The following is a 23,036-nucleotide window of genomic DNA, read 5'->3' as shown; positions in this document are numbered from 1 at the left end:
GATCCGGCTTCCCCGTCACGCGAACATGCGGGCAGCCATCCAAACCGCCATCCCGACCATCATGAGGTTCTCGGTGAGGGACACGAAGCCGAGGGGCACGTTGGAGTCCCCGCCGACGCACGCGCACTTCAGTTCGCGCTTCTGGACGTAGACAGCCTTGAAGACCGAGATGGCTCCGACCGTGCCGATGAACAGCGCGACCGGGACGGACAGCCACATCGCGGCGCCTGCCAGCATCAGCACGCCCGCCAGCGCCTCGCCGAAGGGGTAGAGGTAGGCGTAGCGGACCCAGCGCTGGGCCAGGAGATCGTAGCCAAGGAACATCGTGGCGAAGCCCTCCACGTCCCGCAGCTTCTGCACAGCCAGGAGGCACATCGCGATCGAGACGAACCACTCGACGGTTCGCACCGTCAGCAGGGTTTCGAGAAGCGCCCAGGTCACCGCCATCGCCATCAGGGCGGCCATGGCGAAGATGGCGATAACGGGCTTGTAGGTGACGGCCTTGGGGTCGGCGACGGACTTGCCGAGGAAGCGCCGGAGGTCGTCGTACCCGCCGACCCGCTTCCCGTCCACGAACGTCTGGGGCGTCGTCTCCACGTGGTGCTCTGCCTTGAAGGCGTCGGTCTCGTCGCGGGTCGTCAGCCAGCGGTCGTCGACCTCGAAGCCCTCGCGCTTGAGGAGGTCGACGGCGCGCAGGCCCCAGGGGCAGATGTGTTTGGGCATGACCATCCGGTAGATGGTCGCCCGCTTGGCCTTCACCGCGCTTGAGGGAGCCGTGCTGCCGTCTGCAATCGTCGTGGACATGTCGGCGTCCTTTCCTTCGCTCAATTGCCGGCCGCGATGGCGGCCTCGGGCATCCGCGGCGGCAGGTCCGGTGCGCCGTCGGCGGGCGGGTTGGCCTCGAGGTCGGCGATGAGGCGCTCCATCTCCCCGATCTCGCGGACCTGCGCCTCCACGATGCCGTCGGCGAGCTCGCGGACCCGCGGGTCGCGAATGTGTGCGCGCTCGCTCGTCATGATCGCGATGGAGTGGTGGGGGATCATCGCCTTCATGTAGGCGACGTCGTGGACGGTCTCCTGGCTGCGCACGAGCCACAGGGCCCCGGCGAAGACGACGACGCCGGCCGCGACGATGGCCGCGTTGGTACCCTTCCTGGGGTACATCCCCCACATGAAGCCGATCATGATCAGTGCCATCACGGCACCCATCACCACGGCCATCCACGTCCGCGTCTGGCTGTAGAAGACGTGGTCGAGCGCGTATGTGTTTAGGTACATCAAGCCGAACATCACGACCGTCGAGGTCGCGATCATCGCGGCGAACCGTCCGTAACCCATAGCTCCTGCTCCGTTCGTTGGTGTGTCGAGATGCCCCGGAGGCGGCCGCCCCCGGGGCACGGGTCCGCCGCTTACTTCGCGAGCGCCTCGACGCGGGCGGTCATCTCCTCGATTTCCTTCTTCTGCGCGTCGATGATCATCCGGGCCATCTCCTTGGACTTCTCGTCCTTGCCCGTCTTGAGCTCGACCTCGGACATGGCGATCGCACCCTGGTGATGGGCGATCATCCCGCAGTTGAACGCGAGGTCTGGGTCCTTGATCATGGCCGCCTTCATCATGGGGCCGTGCATCTTCATCATCGCGTCCATGTTGCCCTTCTGGACCTCGTCCATCTGGCCGCCGGACATCATGCCCTCCATGCCGCCCATCATCTTGGACATGTCCATGGACCCGGCGGCGGCCTCGCAGGCGGCGGGGAGCGTCACCTGCTCCGACGACGCCGCCATGCCGTGCTGGTCCTGCGCGGAAGCGTGGGAGACGGCGGCGGCGAGAAGAGCGGCGGACAGGATCGTGATCTTGCGCATTGGTTCGTTCCTATGGATGGGGTCCCTCGGGACCTTTTGCTGGATGTCAGCGTGCGGCCGCGGGAGCGCGGCGACGCCGTTGCTTGTTCGCTCAGTGACGGCGGACCGGGTGCTCCGGCCCCGCCGACGGCATGCGTCGTCATGGATGGGGATTCGTGCCGATCCGGTCGCCGACGCCGCGGCGACCGTCGTCGGACGGGGACGGTGAGCGACGCCATCGGACTCGGACCGCCTCGCGGCCGCGAGGGCTCGGCACGGTCGGTCGGGCCTCTCGAGACGGCTCAGGCGGTCTTTGGGGGACGCTTCGGGCCGGGCGGCAGGATGCCCTTGCCGTCCTGGTACAAGGTTGGGGCGGGATCGGCCTCGAGGGCCACGCGGACGAAGCCGGGCGGCGCCGGGAACGGCAGGAGGCTGGTGCAGGACTTCCCGCAGCAGGACATGCCAGACGTGTCGCCGTCGGGCTTGTGTGCCCCGCCATGGGCATGCGTCGACGGACTCGGCGCGCAATCGGCGGCCGGATGGTCGTGGACGCTCACGCCGGCCGTCGCCGTTCCGTGCCCGGCGAACGCGGCGACCGCAACCAGGGACAGGATGACGACGAGACTACGCAGGCATGCGCCGAGCATGGGACGTTCCGACTTCCGATCCGTCGAGAACAGGCGGCGGCGGAAGGAGTTCCATTCGATCGGCACGAGGTGCGAGGAACGACGACCCAGGAGTGGCCGTATGCGTGTCTCCGGTGGGGCCATCGGGTCTCACTCCCGTCCAGCGCGGTAGAAGACCCCGGGGGCGGTCGACACGTCTCCGAACGACAGGACGTCGGACCGGGCCTTCGGGTCTTGCCATGCCGGGCGATCCCGCTGGCATGCCCGGTGCCGCGATGCCCGCAACCCTCGGCCTGTCGACATGAGCCTGTCGACGCCATCCATGGGCACGTGCCCTTCAATCACGTAGCCGCCGATCCTGGCCGTGTGGCAGGATTCGACCGCCTCCAAGACGCCGAGCAGGCGCTTCTGCCTTGCCATGTCATCTCGTTTGCTCTCGCCCCGACGTGCTTCGTTCTGCTCACAATCTGGAAGGCGCCGCCGTGGCTGGTCGTGCCCTTCGGTGCGCTGGGGGCGTGGCGATCGGGGTTTAGTAACTCAGACTGCGGAACGGCCGCTTTCGGGTTTCTAGTGAACCCCGTCGAACGGCGAGCTTGGGTCGGTCGGGGTCGGTGTATACGTGTCAATTAATGTAGCACACCCTCAGCATGTCGCGGGCGCCGGATCTAGTTCCGCGTAATGAACCCTTCCGTGACGCACTCGGGTGGTTTCCTGCCGGTCCGCTTCAGGTCGTGCCGTCGGCTAAGCGGACGTTCCTCGAAGTTCGTCCAATGCCTCAGCGATGCTCCGAACCGCACTGGCCGTGGTCGCCAAGGACCTCGATCACACGGCACTCCGCCACCGAACGGTTCGAACAGTCCGTCATCCGGGCGACCTCCACCCTTAGTGCCGTGAGCCGGGCGATCTTGTGATCGATGTCGGTAAGGTGGGCCGCGGCGATCCTGTCGGCGCTCTCGCAGGGGCGGTCCGGCTCCCCGGCCAGCGCTAGGAGTTCGCGGATCGGCTCGATCTCGAAGCCGAGTTCACGGGCATGGCGGATGAAGCGAAGCCGACGCAGGTCGCCCGCGTCGTAAAGGCGTCGGTTGCCCTCGGTCCTCGGCGGCGAGGGCAGGAGGCCGATCTGTTCGTAGTAGCGGATCGTCGGCACCTTGATGCCGCTCGCCCGCGACGCCTCGCCGATCGGAACGCCTGCCGTCATTTTTCCGCTTGCTCCTCTAGCCGCTAGAGGAAGTAGGCCTTCCCCGACACGCACGCAAGGAGAGCGCCATGAGCACGGTGGCGAACGAGAGCCGCTTCAGGGTCACGGGCATGGACTGCGCAGCCTGCGGCAACAAGGTGGATACCGCAATCCGACGGCTGCCGGGCGTCGAGGACGTTGCTGTGTCCGTGTCCACAGGCGCGGTGAAGGTCCGCCACGCGGACGGCTTCGACGTCGCCGCGGTGACGCGGCAGGTTCGGAACCTCGGCTACGGTGTCGAGAACGCGGGCGGTGCTGGCATGGCGACAGCCGGGCAAGCCGACCATGACCATGCCGGCCACACGCACGATGACCCCGCCGAGGCGGGCCGGCCGTGGTGGCGAATGAAGAAGGCCCGGCTGACGGCGGCCTGCGGTGCGGCTTTGCTCGCGGCTTACATCCTCGGCCACCTCGCACCGTCGCTGGAGCGTCCCGCCTTCCTCGCCGCGCTCGCCGTCGGTCTTGTCCCCGTCGCTTGGCGAGCGATCACGGCCGCCCGGTTCGGCACCCCGTTCTCGATCGAGATGCTGATGTCGATCGCCGCCATCGGCGCCGTCTTCATCGGCGCCGAGGAGGAAGCGGCGACCGTCGTGCTCCTATTCCTCGTCGGGGAGATGCTAGAGGGGCTGGCGGCCAGCCGCGCTCGGGCAAGCATCCAGGGCCTGTCTTCCCTCGTTCCGAAGACGGCACTCGTTGAGAAGGACGGCCAGACCACCGAGGTGCCTGCTGAGAGCCTGGCGGTCGGCGCGACCATCCTGGTGCGACCCGGGGACCGCATCCCCGCCGACGGCTCGATCATCGAGGGATCGGGCGAGGTCGACGAGGCCCCGGTGACCGGCGAGAGCGTGCCCAGACGCAAGGCTGTCGGCGACCCGGTGTTCGCCGGCACCGTCAACGCCGGCTCTGTCCTCCGGGTGCGCGTCACGGCGGCTGCCGCCGACAACACGATCGCGCGCGTCGTCCGCCTCGTGGAGGAGGCACAGGAGCGGAAGTCGCCGACCGAGCGCTTCATCGACCGCTTCTCGAAGGTCTACACGCCCGCCGTCCTCGTGGTCGGGTTGCTCGTCGCCGGAGGGCCGCCCCTTCTGCTTGGAGCGGACTGGAACGAGTGGATCTACAAAAGCCTCGCCATCCTCCTGATCGGCTGCCCCTGCGCGCTCGTCATCTCGACGCCCGCCGCCATCGCGGCCGGCCTGTCGGCGGGCGCCCGGCGTGGCCTTCTCATGAAGGGCGGCGTGGTGCTGGAGACGCTCGGCAGGATAACGGCCGTCGCCTTCGACAAGACCGGCACGCTGACCGCGGGCAAGCCCGTCGTCACCGACATCGTCGCGGTCGGCCGTCCGGTGCGGGACGTCCTGTCGCTCGCAGCGGCGCTGGAGAAGGGGTCGAGCCACCCGCTCGCCCTCGCCATCCTCGACCGCGCCAAGACCGACAAGGCCCCGGTGCCTCCCGCGTTCGACGCGAACGCCGTTCCCGGTGAGGGTGTCGAGGGCAAGGTCGGCGGTGAACCCGTGTTCCTCGGCTCGCCCCAGGCCGCCGGGCGCCGCGTGTCTCTTGGCGACGAGCAGGGGGCCGCGATCGCGGCTCTGAACGCCGAGGGCAAGACCGTATCGGTCCTCCTCGCCCGGAACGGCGTCGCGGGCTACATCGCCATGCGCGACGAGGCACGGCCCGACGCATGCGATGCCCTCGCGGCCATGAAGGCGGACGGCATCCGCGCCGTCATGCTGACGGGCGACAACCGCACGACGGCCGAGGCCGTCGCGGCCGGCCTCGGCATCGAGGCGCGGGCGGAACTTCTGCCGCAGGACAAGCAGCGCATCGTGCGCGAACTCCAATCCGAGGGGTTCAAGGTCGCGAAGGTCGGCGACGGCATCAACGACGCCCCGGCGCTGGCGGCGGCCGACATCGGCATCGCCATGGGCGGGGGGACGGACGTAGCGCTGGAGACAGCGGACGCGGCGGTGCTGCACGGGCGTGTCCGCGACGTTCCCGACATGATCGCGCTGTCGAAGGCGACCATGGGCAACATCCGCGCGAACATCACGATCGCGCTCGGCCTCAAGGCGGTGTTCCTCGTGACCACCGTCCTCGGCATCACGGGCCTGTGGCCGGCGATCCTCGCCGACACGGGCGCGACCGTCCTCGTCACCGCCAACGCCATGCGGCTGCTCGGCTGGAAGCCGCGGTAACTTCGAAGCTCGGTCAACTGATGACCCGCGGCCATGACCGCTTTCGAGCCGTCTCCATCGGCTCGTGGACGTCTTGGAAGGGTCGATAGCGGATGGACCGCTTTCAAGGCGCCAATCGGCGACCCAAGCCGGAAACCGATTAGTCCGATATTGGACGGGTTGTGCTCAAGCGCGGACCTTTCCCATGCATCCAGGAACTTCCGGCAACCCCGCGGTCTTTCCCTAGCGTGACGCGTTCCCATTCTCCGCGGGAGGAGGCGCCGAGCCTTTGCCGCGGGAATCCTAGCCTCATGCCCCTTCGCATTCTGATCGTCGAGGACGAGGCATTGATCGCCCTCGAGCTGCAAGGCATCTTAGAGGACGCCGGGCATGATGTTGTCGCCATGGCGCGCAGCATGCGGGAAGCTTTGAGTCACGCGCATGCCCATCCCAAACTCGACCTGGCTGTCATGGACGTCGACTTGGCCGGAGGGTCGAGCGGCATTGAGACCGCCAAGCGCCTGCGTGAGACGTATGATCTGACCTCTTTGTTCGTCAGCGGTCACGTGGACGACGAGACCCGGGCACTCGCCCTTGAGTGGGGGCCGCTTGGCTTCATCGGCAAACCCTTTGCTGAAAAGCAGATCCTCAAGGCCATCGCTCATCTAACGATACCCGCGACACGCTGAAACCCATCTGACCTGTTGCGGCCCTGTTCGAGCACCGCCGAATTGGTTAGGAGTTGGGCGGCCTCGGGAAACTTCAAGGGCCGACCACAGGGTTGATCATGCAAAGGGATGACCGGTGACGGAACAGGCGTCCCCTTCAGGTGAAGCGCGTCTTCGGACGCTGCAAGAATACCGCATTCTGGATACGCCTCCCGAAGCGGGCTTCGACGACGTCGTGACCCTAGCCACGCAGCTCTGCAACACGCCCGTCGCCCTCGTCAGCCTGGTCGACCGCGACCGCCAGTGGTTCAAGGCACGGCAGGGATTCGAGCCGACCCAGACCGACCTCGACTCCTCGGTCTGCCGGCACGCGCTCGGGCAAGCCGACATCCTTGAGATCGAGGATCTGACGCGTGATCCGCGCACCGCGGCAAATCCGTTGGTGACGAGCGAGCCGTTCATCCGCTTCTATGCCGGCGCACCGCTGCGGACCGCCGAGGGCCAGACGCTCGGGACGCTTTGCGTCATCGACAAGGCTCCGCGTCCGGGGGGCCTGACGGAACCCCAGCGCACGGCCCTGCGGGCTCTGGCCAATCAGGTCATGGCGCAACTCGACCTTCGGCGAGCGGTGGAGCGGCGCGAAGCGGACCGGCAGGTGGCGCTGGCCGAGGCGGCACGCCTGGAAGCCCTGATCGCGACCCAGCAGGCGGTTGCGAGTGCGGCGGCCGACCTCTCGGTCGTGTTCCAGGCCATCACCGACGGGGCGTTGCGGGTTGTCGATGCCGCCGACGGGACGGTGGTGGAACTGCGCGACGGCGGCGATCTCGTCTACGACACGGTGTCGGGAACGTCCGCGCAGTACAAGGGCGTGCGCCTGCCGATGGGGGAGACCCTGTCCGGGGAAGCGGTGCGCACGGAACGACCGCTCTACTGTCCTGACACCCTGATCGACCCGACCATGGACCATTCCCGAGCCGTCGGCCTGGGGATCCGCTCCATGATCGTCGTCCCGGTCACGCGCCGCGGCGAGCCGATCGGCGCGCTCAAGGTCCAGTCGGGACGACCCGATGCCTTCGCGCCCCGTGATGTGGTCATGACGCAGATGCTGGCCGGGCTGGTGGCGTCCGCCTTCGGCGACGTCGCCGAAGTGCGCACGCGGCGCGCCCTCAAGCAGGCTGAGACGCGCTACCGCCAGACATTCGAGAGCGTCACCGAGTTCGGTGTCGTTGTCACGGACAAGGCAGGTGTGATCACCGAGTGGAACACGGGCGCCGAGCGGATCTTCGGCTGGTCGGCGGACGAAATCCGCGGGCAGGACGCCGAGCGCTTCTTCACGCCGGAGGACCGCGCCATCGACCGTGTCGGCTTCGAGATGTCGACGTCTCTGCGAGAGGGCTCGGCGGTGGACGAGCGGTGGCACCTGCGCAAGGACGGCTCACGCTTCTACGCCAGCGGCAACATGATGCCGCTGATGGGCGACGACGGCGAGCATCTTGGCTTCATCAAGATCGTGCGCGACCGCACCGACCAGCACCTCGACGGCCTGCGGTTGCGCGAACTGGAGCGGCAGCTTCTCCATGCCCAGGCAGTTGGCGGTGTCGGGCCGTTCACAGTGGATATCGTGGCGAACCGCCTGGAGGGTACGCCGGAGTTCTCGCGCATCTTCGGCATGGAGCACCAGGCCACGCGCGATCCTCGAGACTTCGAGGCGCTGATCCTGCCGGAGGACCAACATCTTGTTTCGCATGCGGCAAGTCGCCGGTCGGGCGAAGCGTCCGTCGATGTCGAATACCGCATTCGGCGCGCCGATACAGGCGAGGTCCGCTGGATCTTACGCAAAGCCGAGGTGGAACTGGACGAGAACGGCAAGCCGGCGCGCTTCACGGGACTCGTCCGCGACATCACGGCCCGCAAGGCGGCCGAGCAGGCGCTTCTGGACAGCGAAGCGAAGTGGCGGGGCCTGTTCGAGAACCTTCAGGAAGGGTTCCTTCTGGGCCGGGTCATTCGCGACGAGATCGGCCGTGTCGTGGACTGGCGTTACGAGGAGGTCAACCGGGCTTGGGGAGATCTAATCGGCATCGACCCGGCGAGCGTGATCGGCCGCACCGTACGCGAGGCCATCCCTGACGTTGAGGACGAGTGGATCAACGAGTTCGCCGGCGTTGTCGAGACGGGTCTGGCGATCCGCTTCACGCGCCGCGTCGGCACGCTGGACCGCTGGTACGATGGCGTCGCTCAGCCGGCCGGCGCCGATCGCTTCACGGTGATCTTTATGGAGGTCACGGATCGCGTGCGCTCGGAACTGCGCCGCAGCGCCCTCCTGCAACTGGGCGATCACCTACGCGATGCGGTCGACATCGCCGCTTCAACGCGTGCCTCGTCCGAGATCATCGGCGAAATCTTCGAGGCGTCACGGGTGTGCTTCGGCGTCGTCGACCCGGACCGTGAGACCGTCACGATCGACGTGGACTGGTGCGCACCGGATGTGGCGAGCATTGAAGGCAAGCACAGCTTCCGCACCTTCGGCTCCTACGTCGAGGACCTGACGCGAGGCGCGACCGTCGTCGTACGCGACGTGCGAACCGATCCGCGAACGAAGGGTCGTGGCGCGGAGGCGTTGGAGGCGCTCGGCATTCGTTCACTCGTCAACCTTCCGATCATGGAGCGTGGTCGCTTGGTGGGTATCGCCATCGTCCACTTCGCCGGGTTGCGGGACTGGACCGATGAGGACACGGCATTCCTGCGTGATGCCGCTGGTCGCACGCAGCTCTCTGTCGCGAGGCACCAAGCCGAAGCGCGTCAGATGGTTCTGAACCGCGAGCTGTCGCACCGCATGAAGAACACGATCGCCGTCATGTCGTCCATCGTCGGGCAGACTCTGCGCGTCTCGCCCGACGTCGCCACGGCCCGCAAAACACTGGCAGACCGCATCCAGGCTCTGTCGCGAGCGCACGATATCATTCTGGCAGGGCAGCGCGACGCCGGCATGGTTCGGGCCATCGTGTCGGCGGCAACGTCACTGCACGATGCGGGCGAACGCATCCGCCTTGCAGGACCGGACGTTCTGATCGGGGAGAAGGCAGCGCTTTCCTTGTCGCTGGTGATCCACGAGTTGGCGACCAACGCCGGCAAGTACGGTGCCCTGTCGGTCGATGATGGCCATGTTGATATCCGCTGGGACCTCAACAACGACGAGCCGTCGGGCGAACCGCAACTCTCGATAGAATGGTGTGAGGTCGGCGGGCCGCCGGTCGTGGCCCCGACGCGGAGAAGCTTTGGAACCCGGCTGATTGAGATGGGTCTGTCTGGATCGGCAACAGGCACATCGCAGATCGAGTACGCGGCGGGCGGCTTGCGGTGCAGGCTCACGGCTCCGCTCGGAGAATTGCAGGCCGACGACACGGCATGAAAGCGCGCGTTGGTACCGACGCCAAAAGGCATCAGGACCACGGCCCCTTACATTGGATTGCCTCGCCCCCCACATCGTGGCTTGACAGATGTGACGCAAGCTGTCGGGGCGGCGGGTCGATCGATGCACGGCACCGTCCCACCATTCTCCGGCCATCCGCACCCACATGGGGTATGAGCGGACCACACTCAGCTTGCGCTTCGAGACATCGATACCACACAACAGAAGCGCGGTCTGGTACTGGGGCGGCGTAGGAGTTCGATATGCGCCAACCCGTTCGAGCCGTTCCGGCTCCCGCCATCCAATCCAAGGTTCGCGAGGTCATGCGTCACTGCACGGTTCACCGTGTCGACACGGCGATGCCTGACCAGCTCGCCGAATTACTGCGACGGCTCGATGTCGTGACGGATACAGATGACGGTCCGGGCGATGCAGCGAAGCGCACAGCCAATGGTACGGCGAGAAACTGATCAAAAACAGCGGCGGGCAGGATCGTGAGCTGAAGCGAAGCTATGTCCGCTTTTGGGTATGGTGGAGTAGATACGGTAGGGCAGAGTTGGGTCGAAAGCGGATGGACGGTTCGGACCGTCCGCCTCTCTTGCCGCTTACCAGGGCAACGTCTCGTCGAAGCGATCGACGTAGCGCAGACCGGGCCGGCCGCGGTTGGCCTCGATCATGTCGACGACGAGCGGAATGCTCTCCTCGACCGACAGGGTGGCGTCGCCGCCGCCCATCTCGGTCCGAACCCAGCCGGGCGCAACGAGCAGCAGCGTGTGGCCGTCGTCGGCGTTCTTCGCAGCATAGCCCTTCATCAGCATGTTGAGCGCGGCCTTGCTGGAGGAATAGAGCTGCCAGCCGCCCGACGCATTTGCGATGCTGCCGAGCTCGGACGTCATGATCGCGATCGTACCGCCTGCGGGGACGCGGCCACGCAACATCTCCGCCGCCCGCACCGGCGAGAAGGCGTTGGTCAACATCATGTCCAAGAAGTCGCCCTCGCTTGCGGTCGCCGGGCTCTCCTTGATGGCGCGGGCGATGCCGGCGTTGATGAACAGGACGTCGAGCCGGCGATCCGCCAGACGCTCGTCGAGTGCGCGGATGCTGGCTGCATCGTTGATGTCGGTGGTTTCGACCGTGAGACGGCCGGGATACCGGTCGCCAAGCGTGGACAGCTTGTCCGACCGGCTGCGCTCGGTGGCGACGACCTGCCAACCGCGTCGGAGCCATTCTTCGGCCAATGCAAACCCCAGCCCTCGGGACGCCCCGACGACGAGCACAGATTTGTGGGTCATGTGATCCTCCTGTTTCGAGATGGTGTCAAAAGGCGGACTTGCCGATCGAGGCGCCGCCGTCGACGTGGATGGTCTGTCCGGTGACAAAGCCGGCGTCGTCGGACAGGAGGAACGCGATCGCGGCGGCGATCTCGTCCGGGCGGCCGAACCGTGCCATCGGAACGGCCGAGAGATACCGTCGCTCGCCCTCGCTGCCCGGTGGGTTGTTCGCCCGGAAGAGCTCGGTCTCGGTCGGACCGGGCGCCACGGTGTTGACCGTGATGCCGGTCGTCGCGAGTTCGAGCGCCCAGCTACGGCCGAAGCTGACGAGCGCCGCTTTCGCCGCGGCATAGGCGGTTCGCTCGACCGCTCCGAGAACCGTCAGGCTGGAGATGTTGACGATCCGGCCCCAGCTTCGGGCTTTCATGCCCGGAAGCAGCGCCTGAGCTGTCTGTACCGCGGGGTGGAGATTGAGCCGCAACACCTCATCGAGCGCCGGCAGTTCGATCGAGCCAAGGCGCTGCGGGCGCACGAGGCCGACATTGTTGACGACCCCGTCGAAGGGAATGCGCTCGGCAAGATCGGCGAGGACGCGCCCCGTCGCCTCGCCGTCGCCGAGATCGACCGAGATGAGTTCGCCGGGAAAGTCCGGCGAGGGGCCGCGCGCCAGTCCGACGACGCGGTGCCCGTCACAGGTCAGACGCTGCGCGAGCGCGAGGCCGATGCCCTTGCTGGCACCGGTCACAAGAAAGGTACGAAACATGGCGATCTCCGGGGATAGGCGATCAAGCCGGCAGGAGGGCGGCGCGACGGATGGCGGGCAGCATGTCCGCCGGCTCGGGGCGCCTGGTGTAGTCCGGGTTCACCTCGGCGTAGAGGATCGTCCCGTCCTGACCGATCACGAAGCGGGCCGGCATCGGCAGCGTCCAGCTCGGGTCGCCGTTGAAGGCGGGCAGATCGTTCTTCAGCGCCTTGTAGAGGTCGACGAGATAGTCGGGGAGCGCAAAGCGCAGGCCGAAGGCGGCGGCGACGTCGTTGTGCGGATCGACGAGGATCGGGAAGCCGAGCGCGTTCTTCGTCACCGACTTCCGGCTGTTGGCTGCCGTCTGGGGCGAGATGGCCACGAGGCTTACGCCCAGCGCCTCGAACGAGGGAAGGGCGTCCTGGAGGGCCTGGAGTTCCATGTTGCAGTAGGGGCACCAGACGCCGCGATAGAAGCTGACGACAAGGGGGCCCTTCGCCAGGAGGTCGGCGGAGGCATGAACCTTGCCCGACGCATCGGCGAGCTGGAAGGACGGCGCCTTGTCGCCGGCCTTCAGCGCCCGGTCGGCCGCGCCGCTTGCGATCAGCTCCGCGGTCGCGCGGTGCATCGTCTCGATCACCGCGGGTGGGACGTTGTAGGGCGGCTTGCCCGCTTCGAAGTCGGCCTTGAAGGCGTCGAGCTTGGCTTGAAGGGTCATGGGATGTCTCCTTGGTTGGATGGGGTTCAGGCTGCGGAGGCGAGAGCGGTGGTGCGGGCGATGGCACGCTGGACGGCCGGTCGGGCCTCGACTTCGGCGTACCAGCGGGCGACGTTCGGCGCGGCATCGAGATCGACGCCGGCGAACTCGCGGCGCCAGAGCCAGCCGAAATGGGCGATGTCGGCGATGGTGAAGTCGGGGCCGGCCGCGAAGCGGCGCCGGGCCAGGACACCGTCGAGCACCGACAGTGTCCGCTTCGCCTCGTTAGAGAAGCGCTCGATCGCGATCGGCTGCGGCTCGGCGGCGAGGCGCTGGAAGAAGCCGGCCTGGCCGAAGGCCGGGCTGAGGGCCGAGGCGTGGAAGAAGAGCTGCTCGAAGACGCGGGCCCGCTTCAAGCCATCGGCAGGCAGGAGGCGTCCGGTCGTCTCCGCAAGGTGAACGAGGATCGCGGCGGAATCGGCGAGCACGAACTCGCCGTCGACGAGCACCGGCACCTTGCCGTTGGGGTTGAGGGCGAGGAAGTCCGGCGCCTTCTGCTCGCCCTTGCGCACGTTGACGGCGAGAAGGTCGTAGTCGAGGCCGAGCTCTTCCAGCGCGATCGGAACCTTGATGCTGTTCGGGGTGGAATAAGCGTAGACGGTCAGCATCGCGGGCTCCTCGTTGGGTGAGGAAGAGATGCCCGTTCCAGGCTCGACACGGCAGTCGGGCTCGAGGGATAAGGCCTATTCCGTGGAGGAATGGCGATGGATCGGTATCAGGCGATGGCGACACTCGTGCGCGTCGTGGAGACGGGATCGTTCTCGGCGGCCGCGCGCCAGCTCCATGTCGGCCAGCCGGCCGTGTCGAAGACGATCGCGCAGCTCGAGGCCCGGCTTCAGGTGAGCCTCCTGATCCGGTCGACGCACGGCCTGACACCGACGGAGGCCGGCCAGCGCTACTACGAGCGCGCCAAGGCCGCGCTTCGCGAGGCGGACGAGGCGGAACTCGCCGCCCGCGGCGTGGGGGCGGGTCTGACGGGCACCTTGCGCGTTTCGGCCGCCACGACCTTCGCGCGGCTCCATGTCGTGCCGCTCCTGCCGCACTTCCTCGACCGGCATCCCGATCTCGAGATAGACGTCATCCTCGACGACCGCGTCATCGACCTCGTGGCCGAGGGGATCGACGTGTCGTTGCGCATGGGCGCGCTGCCCGATTCCGCCGCCATGGCGCGCAAGCTAGCGACCAGCCGCCGGTCGGTGCTCGCGACCCCCGCCTATCTCGACCGGGCCGGCGAGCCGAGCGTGCCGGCAGATCTCGCCGCGCACCAGGCCGTGCTCTACAGCCAGCAACCCGACGTCTGGTCCTTCACGCGGGACGGTCAGCAGGCGTCGGTCGCGATGCGGGGACGGGTGAAGGTGAGTGCGGCCGAAGGCCTGCGGGCGGCGGTGCTCGCCGGCATGGGCCTGTCCGCCGTCTCGGACTGGATGTTCGGACCCGAACTCGCCGACGGAGCGGTGCGGCGGGTCCTGGCGGACTGGAGCCTGCCGCCGGTGGACCTGTGGGCGGTCTTTCCGGCCGGACGCCTGACGAGCGCGAAGGCGCGCGAGTTCGCTGGGTTCGTCGAGGAGGCCTTGGCGGAAGGGTATTCCGGCAGGGCATAAGGCTTATCAAGACGTGATGTCATCCGCAGCGGCCGGCGGGCCTGTACCTGATTGCTGAGCCGTCCAGCCCGGACGGACCGCAGCTTAAGGATCCGCCCGATGGCCCGCTTCGACGCCTACCGCCACGCTTTCCCGAACGCCCGCCTCGATCGCAAGGATAACGGCGTCCTCGAGGTCGCCCTTCATACCGAAGGCGGTAAGCTCGTCTTCAACGGGCATACGCACGAGCAGTTCGTCGATCTCTTCCACGAGATCGGCGAGGATCGCGACAACCGCGTCGTCATTCTGACCGGCACGGGCGACGCCTTCATGGACAGGATCGAGCCCGACGGCTTCGACTTCTTCACCCCGCGCGGCTTCGACAAGATCCTGCGCGAGGGCCGGAAGGTCCTCTCGAACATCCTAGACATCGAGGTGCCGATGATCGCCGCTCTGAACGGGCCGGTTCTGCTCCACAGCGAATACGCGCTTCTGGCCGACATCGTCCTCGCGACTCCGGGGACCGTGTTCCAGGACAAACCGCACTTCGAGTTCGGCATCGTGCCGGGTGACGGCGTGCACCTCCTCTGGCCGCACGCGATCGGCTCGGTGCGCGGCCGCTACTTCCTCCTGACGCGCCAGATCCTCGACGCCGCGACGGCGAAGGACTACGGCGTGGTCAACGAGATCATCGTCGGCGACCGCCTGCTCGCCCGCGCCCACGAGATCGCCGACACGATCGCCGCGCTGCCGCCGCTCACCAGCCGCTACACCCGCATGGCCCTCACCCAGCCGCTCCGCAGGCTGATCGATGAAGGAACCGGCTACGGGCTGGCGCTCGAGGGCATCAGCGCGGCCGACGTTGCCCGATCGATGACGGCGTGATCGGCGACCTCGGCTTGAGGCCGACTGAACATTGGGTCCATCGACGGTCCGGGTGACGCTTGAGCTTGTCTACCTGACCGATGTCTGCTTTCGGCCGACGCGAAAAGTGGATGAAAGGCCGGGTTGGGTCGTTTTCGGTCGACCAGATATTCTCAGTTAATGTAGCACACTCTCAGGAGATTGTGCCCGCCCGCCGCCGCGATCTCCAGCGCGCGCTTCGCCGTCCATTGGCCCTTGATGTCGGCAAGGTCCGGCAGCGCCTCGCCCGCCTGCCGGATCGCCGGCTCGGGCTGCCCCATGGCCTGGCGCCCGGCGAAGTGATTGGCCATCTGGATCAGGCTGCGCGGCGCGAGAATCGGCATGTCGGCGCTGGCCCAGGCGGCTTCCGCGCCGCAGGCGAAGGGGCAGATGAGGCCGAGCCCCGCCGCATTCGCCGCCATCGCCGCCGGCAGCACGCCGGCGACCGGCGCGACCGTGCCGTCGAGCGACAATTCGCCGAGCACGAGGAAGCCGGCCAGCGCCTCCGCCGGAATCGCGCCCAGCGCCGCCATCAGCCCGAGCGCGATCGGCAGATCGTAATGCGAGCCCTCCTTCGGCAGGTCGGCGGGCGCGAGATTGACCGTCACCTTCTTCGGCGGCATGGCGAGGCCGGAGGCATGGAGCGCGGCCTGCACCCGCTCGCGGCTTTCCGTCACCGCCTTGTCGGCGAGGCCGACGATCTGCATGCCCATCTTGCCGGGGGCGACCATCACCTGGACATCGACGGGAATGGCCTCGACGCCCTGGAACGCGACCGTCCTCACCCGCGAGACCATGGCTCCGCCCCCTTTCCTCACCCGTCGACAATCGCCGACGCAACCCAAACGAGACCTGTCGCCAAGCTAACGAAAGCCGGCGGGGCGGACAAGAACGTTTCTGGAACGAACGGGGCCCGAGCTTCGCCGGGAGCCGAACCCGGAGGCGCATCGGCGCGTTGCGGGAGCGGAAGCCGGCAAGAGGAGGCCTGCCATGCCCCAGGGCGACAAGAGCAAATATACCGACAAGCAGAAGCGCGAGGCCGAGCATATCGCGGACGGCTACGAGAGCCGCGGCGTTTCCGAAAAGGAAGCCGAGCGCCGGGCCTGGGCGACGGTGAACAAGCAGTCCGGCGGCGGCAACAAGTCGGGCTCCGGGCGCGGCCATCCCGATTCGAACGAATCGGCGAAGCGCGGCGGCCAGCTCGGGGGCGAGGCTTCGGCCAAGCGGCCGGCCGCCGCCCGCTCCGCCTCGGCCAGGAAGGCGGCGGCGACGCGTAAGGAAAACGCCCACGCCCATCATTGAGGGCGGCGCCTGGAGATTCAAACAAAAGGGCCGGCCGCTTCCCCCGAAGCGGCCGGCCCGGCGAGCGGTCCCCCGCTCCTTGATCTCGATGACGGGCGGCGCGCGGCCGCCCCGATCGCTCAGCCTTCGCGCTTGGTGGCGGTGGAGGCGATCTTCTTCGACTTCACGGCCGGCTTCGGCTCGACCATGCGCTCGCTGCCCTGGAGCACCACGACGCGGGCGCCGAGCGGCACGCGCTCGTAGAGATCGATGATGTCCTGGTTCATCAGGCGGATGCAGCCCGAGGAGGCGGCCTTGCCGATGGACTGCCATTCCGGATTGCCGTGCAGGCGGTAGAGCGTGTCGCGGCCGTTCTGGTGCAGGTAGAGAGCGCGGGCGCCGAGCGGGTTCATCGGGCCCGGATCCATGCCCTTGCCGTCCTTGAACTTCGTCAGGTCCTTGCGGCGCTCGATCATCTCCATCGGCGGGAACCAGCGCGGCCAATGCTGCTTGTCGCCGATCACCGCCTCGCCCGACCAGGAGAAGCCGTCCTTGCCGACGCCGATGCCGTAGCGCATCGCCGTGCCGCCGCGCTCGATCACATAAAGGAAGCGATGGGGCGTATCGACCACCACCGTGCCCTCGTCATAGCCGCCGGCATCGTAGACGACGCGCTGGCGCAGGAACTGCGGGTCGATCTTCTTGACGGGGATGGCCGGCAGCTTGAAGCCGTCGTCCTCGGTGGCGGCATAGGCTTCGATCGGCGTCGCGCCGAAGCTGCGGTCCTCGTAGGTGGCCGGGGCGGCATAGGCGGTGATGCGGGCGACGGCGGCCGGCAGTTCGGCCGCCAGCTTCGGCTGCTCGGGATTGGTGGTGGCGCACCCCGCCATCAGAGTCGCGGCGAGCGCGAAGCCGGCCGCAAGAATTTTCCGAGACATCAGCATGATCGCCCGATCCGGTCGTCTAGATGAAATGGCCTTGATCGTCGCGCGGGCGCGCACCATCCGGGAGGAGGCCTTCGCCAACCTGGATACGGCGTGGGGCATGCCCTGACAACGCCAACAATACACACGATCATGGTTAATAAAGTCTTTGTTGCGGGTGCGTCACAGTTGACCCCCGAAGCCCCTGTCACATTTCCTTCGGGGCCTTGGGACATGCCAGTCGAAGCGAGGACGTCCGATGAATATCGGTGAAGCGTCGCGGCGCTCGGGACTGCCGCCGAAAACCATCCGCTATTACGAGGAAGTCGGCCTGGTGCGGCCGGCGCGGGCCCAGAACGGCTATCGCGACTATCGCGAGCGCGACGTGCATATGCTGCGCTTTCTCCAGCGCTCGCGCTCGCTGGGATTCTCTATCGAGGAGGCGCGCAAGCTCCTCGCCCTCTATGCCGACGACCGCCGCCATTCCGAGGACGTGCGCGCCATGGCGCATCGCCGCATCGCCGAGATCGACCGCAAGATCGAGGAACTGCGCTCGCTGAAGCGCGCCCTCGGGGTCCTGGCCGAGCAATGCCCGGGCGACGGCGGGCCGGACTGCCCGATCCTCGACGAGATCGCCGGCGGCGCCTTGCCGCTTCCGTCCGAGGAGAAGCGGGTCTAGGAATCGGAGGGCGCGGTCCGAGCTGTTTTCCGCGCGACGGAGCGGGATCGCCATGGGCAGCACGAGAGTCCTCCAGATCGAATTGCCGACCAGGATCGCCGACCTCGTCCAGGAGAAGGTCGCCGCCGGCGAATATGCCAGCGAGAGCGAGGTCATCGCCGAGCGGCTGGAGGATCTCCTGATGGAAGACGCCGCGATCGAACGCTGGCTGAAGGAAGACGTCGTGCCGACCTACGACGCGATGATGCGCGATCCGGGCCGAGGCCTTTCGCTCGCCGAGGCGCGGCGGCAGATCGAGGCCCACATCGCCAAAAAGAACGAGGCGGCCGGCGACGCCTGATGCGTCCGGTGATCTTCGCCCCGGAAGCGATCCACGATATCCAGGAAATTCACGATGCGCTGTGGGAGCGCTTCGGCCCGCTCCAGGCCGCGCGGTCGATCGCCAGGCTTCTGGCACATTGCGAAGGCTTCGCTCGATTTCCGGAACGCGGACGGTTACGGAACGATCTTCGGACGGGTTTGCGCTTGGTCGGCTATCGGCGCTTGGCCTCGATCGCCTTCTTCGTCGATACCAAGCAAGTGACGATCCTGCGCGTCTTCGGCGCCGGCCGCGACATCACATCCGCCGACTTCAAACGAGGCTGAGTCATGCGCATTCTCGGGCTCGACCATATCCAGCTGGCCATGCCGCCGGGCGAGGAAGCCCGGGCCCGCGCCTTCTATGCCGGCCTTCTCGGTCTCACCGAGGTCGGGAAGCCGCCGCAGCTCGCCGATCGCGGCGGCTGCTGGTTCGAGGGCGAGGGCCTGCGGCTGCATCTCGGCGTGGAGGCGGAGTTCCGGCCCGCCCGGAAGGCGCATCCCGCTCTTCTCGTGGACGATCTCGCCGGCTGGGTCCGCCGCCTGGAGGCGGCCGGCCATCCGGCCCGCGAGGACCGGCCGCTCGAAGGCTTCCGGCGCTGCTATGTCGACGACCCCTTCGGCAACCGGATCGAACTGATGCAGCCGCTCGCCTGACGCCTGCGACATCCGGCGCGCCTTGCCGCCGGAAGCGGGCTTGGTTAACGATTCGGCCATGCCCATCGTCTCCCCCCACCGTCTCGACCCGCTCGTCGACGGCCGGCAGTCCGAGCGCGCCATGCGCGTCCGGCGCGGCGTCCAGCGCCTGATGAGCGCCGCGCGGGTCGCCCTCCTGCCCGAGATGCCGCTGGACTCCGGCCGGCGGGCCGATCTCGTCGGCCTTACCGAGAAGGGCGAGTTCGTCATCGTCGAGATCAAGTCCTCGGTCGAGGATTTCCGCGTCGACCGCAAATGGCCGATCTACCGGCTGCATTGCGACCGGCTCTATTTCGCCACCCATCCCGACGTGCCGCTCGACATCTTTCCCGAGGACTGCGGCCTCATCCTGTCGGACGGCTGGGGCGCGGAGATCCTGCGCGAGGCGCCCGAGCACAAGCTGGCCGGCGCGACGCGCAAGGCCATGGTGCTGCGCTTCGCCCGGCTGGCGGCCGACCGGCTCCAGGTCGCCGAATGGGCGGCCAATCCCTATATGACGGGACTGCCGGAAGCCTCCTGAACCGCGGGACGGGACCCGGGTTTTCCTTTTGCCGGAGCCGCTTGCGCGGCAAATCAGCCATCCATATATACCCCGCAGCCTCGGCGGGGGCGGCCGCCCGGGCGGTCCCGCGCCCGCCGGACCGGAATTCACGACAACCCAAGGGGTCGCCCTTTCGGAACGCCTCTGAAGAGGGTCCGGGCGACCTGCTCAGCAAGGAGAGTTTTCATGGCGAAAGTCATCGGCATCGATCTCGGCACGACCAATTCCTGCGTCGCCGTGATGGACGGCAAGACGGCCAAGGTCATCGAGAATGCGGAAGGGGCCCGCACGACGCCTTCGATGGTCGCCTTCACCGAGGATGGCGAGCGTCTCGTCGGCCAGCCGGCCAAGCGCCAGGCGGTGACCAATCCCGAGAACACGCTCTTCGCGGTCAAGCGCCTCATCGGCCGCCGCTACGACGATCCGACCGTCGCCAAGGACAAGGGCCTCGTGCCCTACAAGATCGTCAACGCCTCCAACGGCGATGCCTGGGTCGAGGCCCATGGCGAGAAATATTCCCCCTCGCAGATCTCCGCGATGATCCTTCAGAAGATGAAGGAGACGGCGGAAGCCTATCTCGGCGAGAAGGTCAGCCAGGCCGTCATCACGGTCCCGGCCTATTTCAACGACGCCCAGCGCCAGGCCACCAAGGATGCCGGCAAGATCGCCGGCCTCGAGGTGCTGCGCATCATCAACGAGCCGACGGCGGCCGCCCTCGCCTACGGGCTCGAGAAGAACGACGGCAAGACCATCGCGGTCTACGATCTCGGCGGCGGCACCTTCGACGTCTCGATCCTCGAGATCGGCGACGGCGTGTTCGAGGTGAAGTCGACCAATGGCGACACGTTCCTCGGCGGCGAGGACTTCGACATGCGCCTCGTCGACTACCTGGCCTCCGAGTTCAAGAAGGACCAGGGCATCGACCTGAAGAACGACAAACTCGCCCTCCAGCGGCTGAAGGAAGCCGCCGAGAAGGCGAAGATCGAACTGTCCTCGGCCGCCCAGACCGAGATCAACCTGCCCTTCATCACGGCGGACGCCACCGGGCCGAAGCACCTGACGATGAAGCTGACGCGCTCGAAGTTCGAGACGCTCGTCGACGACCTCGTCCAGCGGACGGTCGGCCCGATGAAGGCCGCGCTGAAGGATGCGGGCCTGTCGCAGAGCGACATCCACGAAGTGGTGCTGGTCGGCGGCATGACGCGCATGCCGAAGGTCCAGGAAGTCGTGAAGAACTTCTTCGGCAAGGAGCCGCACAAGGGCGTCAACCCGGACGAGGTCGTCGCGATGGGCGCCGCCATCCAGGCGGGCGTGCTCCAGGGCGACGTGAAGGACGTGCTGCTGCTCGACGTGACCCCGCTGTCGCTCGGCATCGAGACGCTGGGCGGCGTGTTCACCCGCCTCATCGACCGCAACACGACCATCCCGACGAAGAAGAGCCAGGTCTTCTCCACCGCCGAGGATTCGCAGAGCGCCGTGACCATCCAGGTCTTCCAGGGCGAGCGCGAGATGGCGCAGGACAACAAGCTGCTCGGCCGCTTCAATCTGGAGGGCATCCCGCCGGCACCGCGCGGCGTGCCGCAGATCGAGGTGACCTTCGACATCGACGCGAACGGCATCGTCAACGTCTCGGCCAAGGACAAGGGCACCAACAAGGAGCAGCGGATCACGATCCAGGCTTCCGGCGGCCTGTCCGACGCCGACATCGAGAAGATGGTGAAGGAAGCCGAGCAGAACGCTGACGCCGACAAGAAGCGGCGCGCGGGCGTCGAGGCGAAGAACCAGGCCGAGAGCCTCGTCCATTCGGCCGAGAAGTCGCTGAAGGAATATGGCGAGAAGGTCTCGGCCGCCGATCGTCAGGCGATCGAGGACGCGATCGCGGCGTTGCGCGCCGAGCTGGATCGCGAGGAGCCGGATGCCGAGGCGATCAACGCCAAGAGCCAGACCCTGGCCGAGGCCTCGATGAAGCTCGGTCAGGCCATGTACGAGGCGAACCAGGCCGAGGCGGCGGGCGCCGGCCAGGCCGGCGCCACGGGCGCGGCGCCGAAGGACGACGTGGTCGATGCCGACTTCGAGGAAGTCGACGAGGACCGCAAGAAGTCGGCCTGAGCCGCCCTTCCCTTTCGGACCATCGAAGACCCCGGCGAGCGATCGCCGGGGTCTTCTGCTATGAAGGCGGCATGTCGCGCGCCGCCCGCCTTCTCGATCTTCTCCAGACCCTGCGCGAGCGGCGGCGGCCGGTCAGCGCGGCGGCGCTCGGCGAGGCGCTCGGTGTGTCGCTGCGCACCGTCTATCGCGACATCGAGACCCTGCGCGGGCAAGGCGCGGCGATCGAGGGCGAGGCGGGCCTCGGCTACGTGCTGAAGCCGGGCTTCACCCTGCCGCCCCTCATGTTCGACGACGACGAGCTGGACGCGCTCATCCTCGGCTTGCGCCTTGTGATGCGCCGGGGCGACGGGGACCTGGAAGCGGCGGCGGAAGGGGCGCTCGCCAAGATCGTCGCCGTCCTGCCGGAGGAGCGCGAAAGGGCGGCGGCGGCGAGCGGGCTCCTCGCCGGCCCCGTCTGTGGCGAGGCGGCGGAGGCGCCGCATCTCGGCCTCATCCGCCGCGCCCTGCAGGAGGAGACGAAGCTGCGCCTCGCCTATCGGGACAAGAAGGGCGCGGCAACCGATCGCGTCGTCTGGCCGATCGCGGTCGGCTTCTTCGAGGGCTACGAGATGCTCGCCGCCTGGTGCGAGACGCGCCGCGACTTCCGGCATTTCCGGCTCGACCGGATCGGCGCCGCGACGGCCCTCGACCAACGCATTCCGAAGCATCGCCGCCTGCTTCTCGCCGAATGGCGGGCACGCGAGGATCTCGACGGCTGAGCGGACGGACGCCGGCCGCTGCTGCCGTTTTCTGGCAGCCGGGCGGTCTAGGGAACGGGGGCTTCCTCTCGGAGACCCTTCCCGATGCTGACCTTCGGCCTTGCCATTCTCTATGTCGACGATCCCGCCGCCAGCGCGCGTTTCTATGCCGGCCTGTTCGGCGAGGAGCCGGTCGAGCTCTCGCCGAGCTTCGCGATGTTCGCCTTGCGGTCCGGCCTGCGGCTCGGCCTCTGGTCGCGCCACACGGTGACGCCCGGCGCGGCGGGCGCCGGCGGCGGCACGGAACTCGCCTTTCTCGGCGAGGATATCGACGCCATCCATGCGGACTGGGCGGGACGCGGTATTCCGATCCTTCAGCCGCCGGTCGATCTCGATTTCGGCCGCGCCTTCGTCGCCCTCGATCCCGACGGCCATCGCCTGCGCATCTATCGCCCCGCGCCGGAATGAGGGGCGGCGGCCCGGTCTCGCTTCGGGACGGGCCTCGTGGC

Annotated in this window: 25 protein-coding genes and 1 pseudogene; 14 read left to right on the top strand and 12 right to left on the bottom strand. The window is 67.6% G+C overall.

What is annotated here, in order from left to right; translation table 11 throughout:
* Positions 1–15: 15 nt before the first annotated feature.
* The 6 genes from IEY14_RS19605 to IEY14_RS19580 form a co-directional block, all read right to left on the bottom strand.
* Positions 16–804 (bottom strand): glutaredoxin family protein, encoded by a 789-nt coding sequence (locus tag IEY14_RS19605; protein ID WP_019996254.1) that lies wholly within the window; start codon positions 802–804, stop codon positions 16–18.
* A 20-nt stretch (positions 805–824) separates the two neighbouring features.
* Complete coding sequence (locus IEY14_RS19600) at positions 825–1,337, bottom strand: DUF305 domain-containing protein (protein ID WP_019996253.1); 513 nt, start codon at positions 1,335–1,337, stop codon at positions 825–827.
* Between the two features lie 71 nt (positions 1,338–1,408).
* A complete protein-coding gene (locus IEY14_RS19595; protein WP_019996252.1) occupies positions 1,409–1,861 on the bottom strand; it encodes a DUF305 domain-containing protein in 453 nt (150 codons plus the stop codon).
* A gap of 281 nt (positions 1,862–2,142) precedes the next feature.
* Positions 2,143–2,610, bottom strand: coding sequence for a hypothetical protein (locus IEY14_RS19590; protein WP_244639599.1), 468 nt, complete (start codon positions 2,608–2,610; stop codon positions 2,143–2,145).
* Between the two features lie 6 nt (positions 2,611–2,616).
* Positions 2,617–2,886 carry a DUF411 domain-containing protein gene (locus IEY14_RS26010; protein ID WP_051091529.1) on the bottom strand — a complete coding sequence of 90 codons (270 nt, stop codon included), beginning with the start codon at positions 2,884–2,886 and terminating at the stop codon, positions 2,617–2,619.
* A 355-nt stretch (positions 2,887–3,241) separates the two neighbouring features.
* A complete protein-coding gene (locus IEY14_RS19580) occupies positions 3,242–3,664 on the bottom strand; it encodes a MerR family transcriptional regulator (protein ID WP_188911595.1) in 423 nt (140 codons plus the stop codon).
* Positions 3,665–3,732: 68 nt separating this feature from the next.
* Here IEY14_RS19580 and IEY14_RS19575 point away from each other — a divergent pair, with 68 nt between their 5' ends.
* The 3 genes from IEY14_RS19575 (at position 3,733) to IEY14_RS19565 (ending at position 9,951) form a co-directional block, all read left to right on the top strand.
* Complete coding sequence (locus IEY14_RS19575; RefSeq protein WP_188911593.1) at positions 3,733–5,895, top strand: heavy metal translocating P-type ATPase; 2,163 nt, start codon at positions 3,733–3,735, stop codon at positions 5,893–5,895.
* A 290-nt stretch (positions 5,896–6,185) separates the two neighbouring features.
* Positions 6,186–6,563 (top strand): response regulator, encoded by a 378-nt coding sequence (locus tag IEY14_RS19570; protein WP_062018339.1) that lies wholly within the window; start codon positions 6,186–6,188, stop codon positions 6,561–6,563.
* A 115-nt stretch (positions 6,564–6,678) separates the two neighbouring features.
* A complete protein-coding gene (locus IEY14_RS19565; RefSeq protein WP_188911591.1) occupies positions 6,679–9,951 on the top strand; it encodes a GAF domain-containing protein in 3,273 nt (1,090 codons plus the stop codon).
* A 605-nt stretch (positions 9,952–10,556) separates the two neighbouring features.
* Here IEY14_RS19565 and IEY14_RS19560 read toward each other — a convergent pair.
* Genes IEY14_RS19560 through IEY14_RS19545 form a run of 4 tightly spaced genes read right to left on the bottom strand, consistent with a single transcriptional unit; the run spans position 10,557 to position 13,329 of the window.
* Positions 10,557–11,243, bottom strand: coding sequence for an SDR family NAD(P)-dependent oxidoreductase (locus IEY14_RS19560; protein WP_188911589.1), 687 nt, complete (start codon positions 11,241–11,243; stop codon positions 10,557–10,559).
* 25 nt (positions 11,244–11,268) lie between these two features.
* Positions 11,269–11,985 carry an SDR family oxidoreductase gene (locus tag IEY14_RS19555; protein WP_188911587.1) on the bottom strand — a complete coding sequence of 239 codons (717 nt, stop codon included), beginning with the start codon at positions 11,983–11,985 and terminating at the stop codon, positions 11,269–11,271.
* Between the two features lie 22 nt (positions 11,986–12,007).
* A complete protein-coding gene (locus tag IEY14_RS19550; RefSeq protein WP_188911585.1) occupies positions 12,008–12,682 on the bottom strand; it encodes a peroxiredoxin-like family protein in 675 nt (224 codons plus the stop codon).
* Positions 12,683–12,708: 26 nt separating this feature from the next.
* The gene (locus tag IEY14_RS19545) at positions 12,709–13,329 is read right to left on the bottom strand and encodes a glutathione S-transferase family protein (RefSeq protein ID WP_188911583.1); all 621 of its coding nucleotides are present in this window, start codon (positions 13,327–13,329) and stop codon (positions 12,709–12,711) included.
* A 96-nt stretch (positions 13,330–13,425) separates the two neighbouring features.
* Here IEY14_RS19545 and IEY14_RS19540 point away from each other — a divergent pair, with 96 nt between their 5' ends.
* Together IEY14_RS19540 and IEY14_RS19535 are read left to right on the top strand one after the other, a co-directional pair.
* The gene (locus IEY14_RS19540) at positions 13,426–14,322 is read left to right on the top strand and encodes a LysR family transcriptional regulator (protein ID WP_188911582.1); all 897 of its coding nucleotides are present in this window, start codon (positions 13,426–13,428) and stop codon (positions 14,320–14,322) included.
* 99 nt (positions 14,323–14,421) lie between these two features.
* Complete coding sequence (locus tag IEY14_RS19535) at positions 14,422–15,186, top strand: enoyl-CoA hydratase/isomerase family protein (protein WP_188911580.1); 765 nt, start codon at positions 14,422–14,424, stop codon at positions 15,184–15,186.
* A gap of 167 nt (positions 15,187–15,353) precedes the next feature.
* On the opposite strand, the pseudogene IEY14_RS19530 reads toward IEY14_RS19535, so the two are convergent.
* Positions 15,354–16,001 (bottom strand): annotated as a pseudogene (locus IEY14_RS19530) (magnesium chelatase domain-containing protein); the annotation flags it as partial.
* A gap of 193 nt (positions 16,002–16,194) precedes the next feature.
* Here IEY14_RS19530 and IEY14_RS19525 point away from each other — a divergent pair.
* Complete coding sequence (locus tag IEY14_RS19525) at positions 16,195–16,506, top strand: plasmid stabilization protein (protein WP_188911576.1); 312 nt, start codon at positions 16,195–16,197, stop codon at positions 16,504–16,506.
* A 119-nt stretch (positions 16,507–16,625) separates the two neighbouring features.
* Here IEY14_RS19525 and IEY14_RS19520 read toward each other — a convergent pair whose 3' ends face one another.
* Positions 16,626–17,429: a L,D-transpeptidase gene (locus IEY14_RS19520; protein ID WP_373289013.1), complete on the bottom strand. Its 804-nt coding sequence runs from the start codon at positions 17,427–17,429 to the stop codon at positions 16,626–16,628.
* A 238-nt stretch (positions 17,430–17,667) separates the two neighbouring features.
* On the opposite strand from IEY14_RS19520, the gene cueR reads away from it, so the two are divergent.
* The 8 genes from cueR (at position 17,668) to IEY14_RS19480 (ending at position 22,995) form a co-directional block, all read left to right on the top strand.
* Positions 17,668–18,087 (top strand): Cu(I)-responsive transcriptional regulator, encoded by a 420-nt coding sequence (cueR, locus tag IEY14_RS19515; RefSeq protein ID WP_188911574.1) that lies wholly within the window; start codon positions 17,668–17,670, stop codon positions 18,085–18,087.
* A 52-nt stretch (positions 18,088–18,139) separates the two neighbouring features.
* Positions 18,140–18,427 (top strand): ribbon-helix-helix domain-containing protein, encoded by a 288-nt coding sequence (locus IEY14_RS19510; RefSeq protein ID WP_188911572.1) that lies wholly within the window; start codon positions 18,140–18,142, stop codon positions 18,425–18,427.
* Positions 18,427–18,732, top strand: coding sequence for a type II toxin-antitoxin system RelE/ParE family toxin (locus IEY14_RS19505; RefSeq protein ID WP_244639597.1), 306 nt, complete (start codon positions 18,427–18,429; stop codon positions 18,730–18,732). The genes IEY14_RS19510 and IEY14_RS19505 overlap by 1 nt, the downstream gene beginning before the upstream one ends.
* Before the next feature lie 3 nt (positions 18,733–18,735).
* Complete coding sequence (locus IEY14_RS19500) at positions 18,736–19,101, top strand: VOC family protein (protein WP_188911570.1); 366 nt, start codon at positions 18,736–18,738, stop codon at positions 19,099–19,101.
* Between the two features lie 58 nt (positions 19,102–19,159).
* A complete protein-coding gene (locus IEY14_RS19495; protein ID WP_188911567.1) occupies positions 19,160–19,660 on the top strand; it encodes an MmcB family DNA repair protein in 501 nt (166 codons plus the stop codon).
* A 207-nt stretch (positions 19,661–19,867) separates the two neighbouring features.
* On the top strand, positions 19,868–21,790 hold the full coding sequence (gene dnaK / locus IEY14_RS19490) for a molecular chaperone DnaK (protein WP_188911565.1): 1,923 nt from the start codon (positions 19,868–19,870) through the stop codon (positions 21,788–21,790).
* Between the two features lie 71 nt (positions 21,791–21,861).
* Positions 21,862–22,548 carry a helix-turn-helix transcriptional regulator gene (locus IEY14_RS19485; protein WP_188911563.1) on the top strand — a complete coding sequence of 229 codons (687 nt, stop codon included), beginning with the start codon at positions 21,862–21,864 and terminating at the stop codon, positions 22,546–22,548.
* Positions 22,549–22,632: 84 nt separating this feature from the next.
* The gene (locus IEY14_RS19480; RefSeq protein WP_188911561.1) at positions 22,633–22,995 is read left to right on the top strand and encodes a VOC family protein; all 363 of its coding nucleotides are present in this window, start codon (positions 22,633–22,635) and stop codon (positions 22,993–22,995) included.
* Positions 22,996–23,036: the final 41 nt, after the last annotated feature.

The sequence above is a fragment of the Aureimonas endophytica genome (assembly GCF_014642635.1).
GTDB lineage: Bacteria > Pseudomonadota > Alphaproteobacteria > Rhizobiales > Rhizobiaceae > Plantimonas > Plantimonas endophytica.
Note: the sequence above shows the minus strand (reverse complement) of the source record. Positions and strands in the feature narration are given on the sequence as shown.

What these genes read in the sequence shown, in the direction of transcription:
- IEY14_RS19505 (WP_244639597.1), top strand. Translation starts at nt 18,427, where the DNA reads ATGCGTCCGGTGATCTTCGCCCCGGAAGCGATCCACGATATCCAGGAA.
- IEY14_RS19590 (WP_244639599.1), bottom strand. Translation starts at nt 2,610, where the DNA reads ATGGCCCCACCGGAGACACGCATACGGCCACTCCTGGGTCGTCGTTCC.
- IEY14_RS19560 (WP_188911589.1), bottom strand. Translation starts at nt 11,243, where the DNA reads ATGACCCACAAATCTGTGCTCGTCGTCGGGGCGTCCCGAGGGCTGGGG.
- IEY14_RS19535 (WP_188911580.1), top strand. Translation starts at nt 14,422, where the DNA reads ATGGCCCGCTTCGACGCCTACCGCCACGCTTTCCCGAACGCCCGCCTC.
- IEY14_RS19550 (WP_188911585.1), bottom strand. Translation starts at nt 12,682, where the DNA reads ATGACCCTTCAAGCCAAGCTCGACGCCTTCAAGGCCGACTTCGAAGCG.
- IEY14_RS19495 (WP_188911567.1), top strand. Translation starts at nt 19,160, where the DNA reads ATGCCCATCGTCTCCCCCCACCGTCTCGACCCGCTCGTCGACGGCCGG.
- cueR (WP_188911574.1), top strand. Translation starts at nt 17,668, where the DNA reads ATGAATATCGGTGAAGCGTCGCGGCGCTCGGGACTGCCGCCGAAAACC.
- IEY14_RS19580 (WP_188911595.1), bottom strand. Translation starts at nt 3,664, where the DNA reads ATGACGGCAGGCGTTCCGATCGGCGAGGCGTCGCGGGCGAGCGGCATC.
- IEY14_RS19545 (WP_188911583.1), bottom strand. Translation starts at nt 13,329, where the DNA reads ATGCTGACCGTCTACGCTTATTCCACCCCGAACAGCATCAAGGTTCCG.
- IEY14_RS19575 (WP_188911593.1), top strand. Translation starts at nt 3,733, where the DNA reads ATGAGCACGGTGGCGAACGAGAGCCGCTTCAGGGTCACGGGCATGGAC.
- IEY14_RS19500 (WP_188911570.1), top strand. Translation starts at nt 18,736, where the DNA reads ATGCGCATTCTCGGGCTCGACCATATCCAGCTGGCCATGCCGCCGGGC.
- IEY14_RS19510 (WP_188911572.1), top strand. Translation starts at nt 18,140, where the DNA reads ATGGGCAGCACGAGAGTCCTCCAGATCGAATTGCCGACCAGGATCGCC.
- IEY14_RS19485 (WP_188911563.1), top strand. Translation starts at nt 21,862, where the DNA reads ATGTCGCGCGCCGCCCGCCTTCTCGATCTTCTCCAGACCCTGCGCGAG.
- IEY14_RS19595 (WP_019996252.1), bottom strand. Translation starts at nt 1,861, where the DNA reads ATGCGCAAGATCACGATCCTGTCCGCCGCTCTTCTCGCCGCCGCCGTC.
- IEY14_RS19570 (WP_062018339.1), top strand. Translation starts at nt 6,186, where the DNA reads ATGCCCCTTCGCATTCTGATCGTCGAGGACGAGGCATTGATCGCCCTC.
- IEY14_RS19600 (WP_019996253.1), bottom strand. Translation starts at nt 1,337, where the DNA reads ATGGGTTACGGACGGTTCGCCGCGATGATCGCGACCTCGACGGTCGTG.
- IEY14_RS19555 (WP_188911587.1), bottom strand. Translation starts at nt 11,985, where the DNA reads ATGTTTCGTACCTTTCTTGTGACCGGTGCCAGCAAGGGCATCGGCCTC.
- IEY14_RS19520 (WP_373289013.1), bottom strand. Translation starts at nt 17,429, where the DNA reads ATGCTGATGTCTCGGAAAATTCTTGCGGCCGGCTTCGCGCTCGCCGCG.
- IEY14_RS19605 (WP_019996254.1), bottom strand. Translation starts at nt 804, where the DNA reads ATGTCCACGACGATTGCAGACGGCAGCACGGCTCCCTCAAGCGCGGTG.
- dnaK (WP_188911565.1), top strand. Translation starts at nt 19,868, where the DNA reads ATGGCGAAAGTCATCGGCATCGATCTCGGCACGACCAATTCCTGCGTC.
- IEY14_RS19540 (WP_188911582.1), top strand. Translation starts at nt 13,426, where the DNA reads ATGGATCGGTATCAGGCGATGGCGACACTCGTGCGCGTCGTGGAGACG.
- IEY14_RS19525 (WP_188911576.1), top strand. Translation starts at nt 16,195, where the DNA reads ATGCCCCAGGGCGACAAGAGCAAATATACCGACAAGCAGAAGCGCGAG.
- IEY14_RS19480 (WP_188911561.1), top strand. Translation starts at nt 22,633, where the DNA reads ATGCTGACCTTCGGCCTTGCCATTCTCTATGTCGACGATCCCGCCGCC.
- IEY14_RS26010 (WP_051091529.1), bottom strand. Translation starts at nt 2,886, where the DNA reads ATGGCAAGGCAGAAGCGCCTGCTCGGCGTCTTGGAGGCGGTCGAATCC.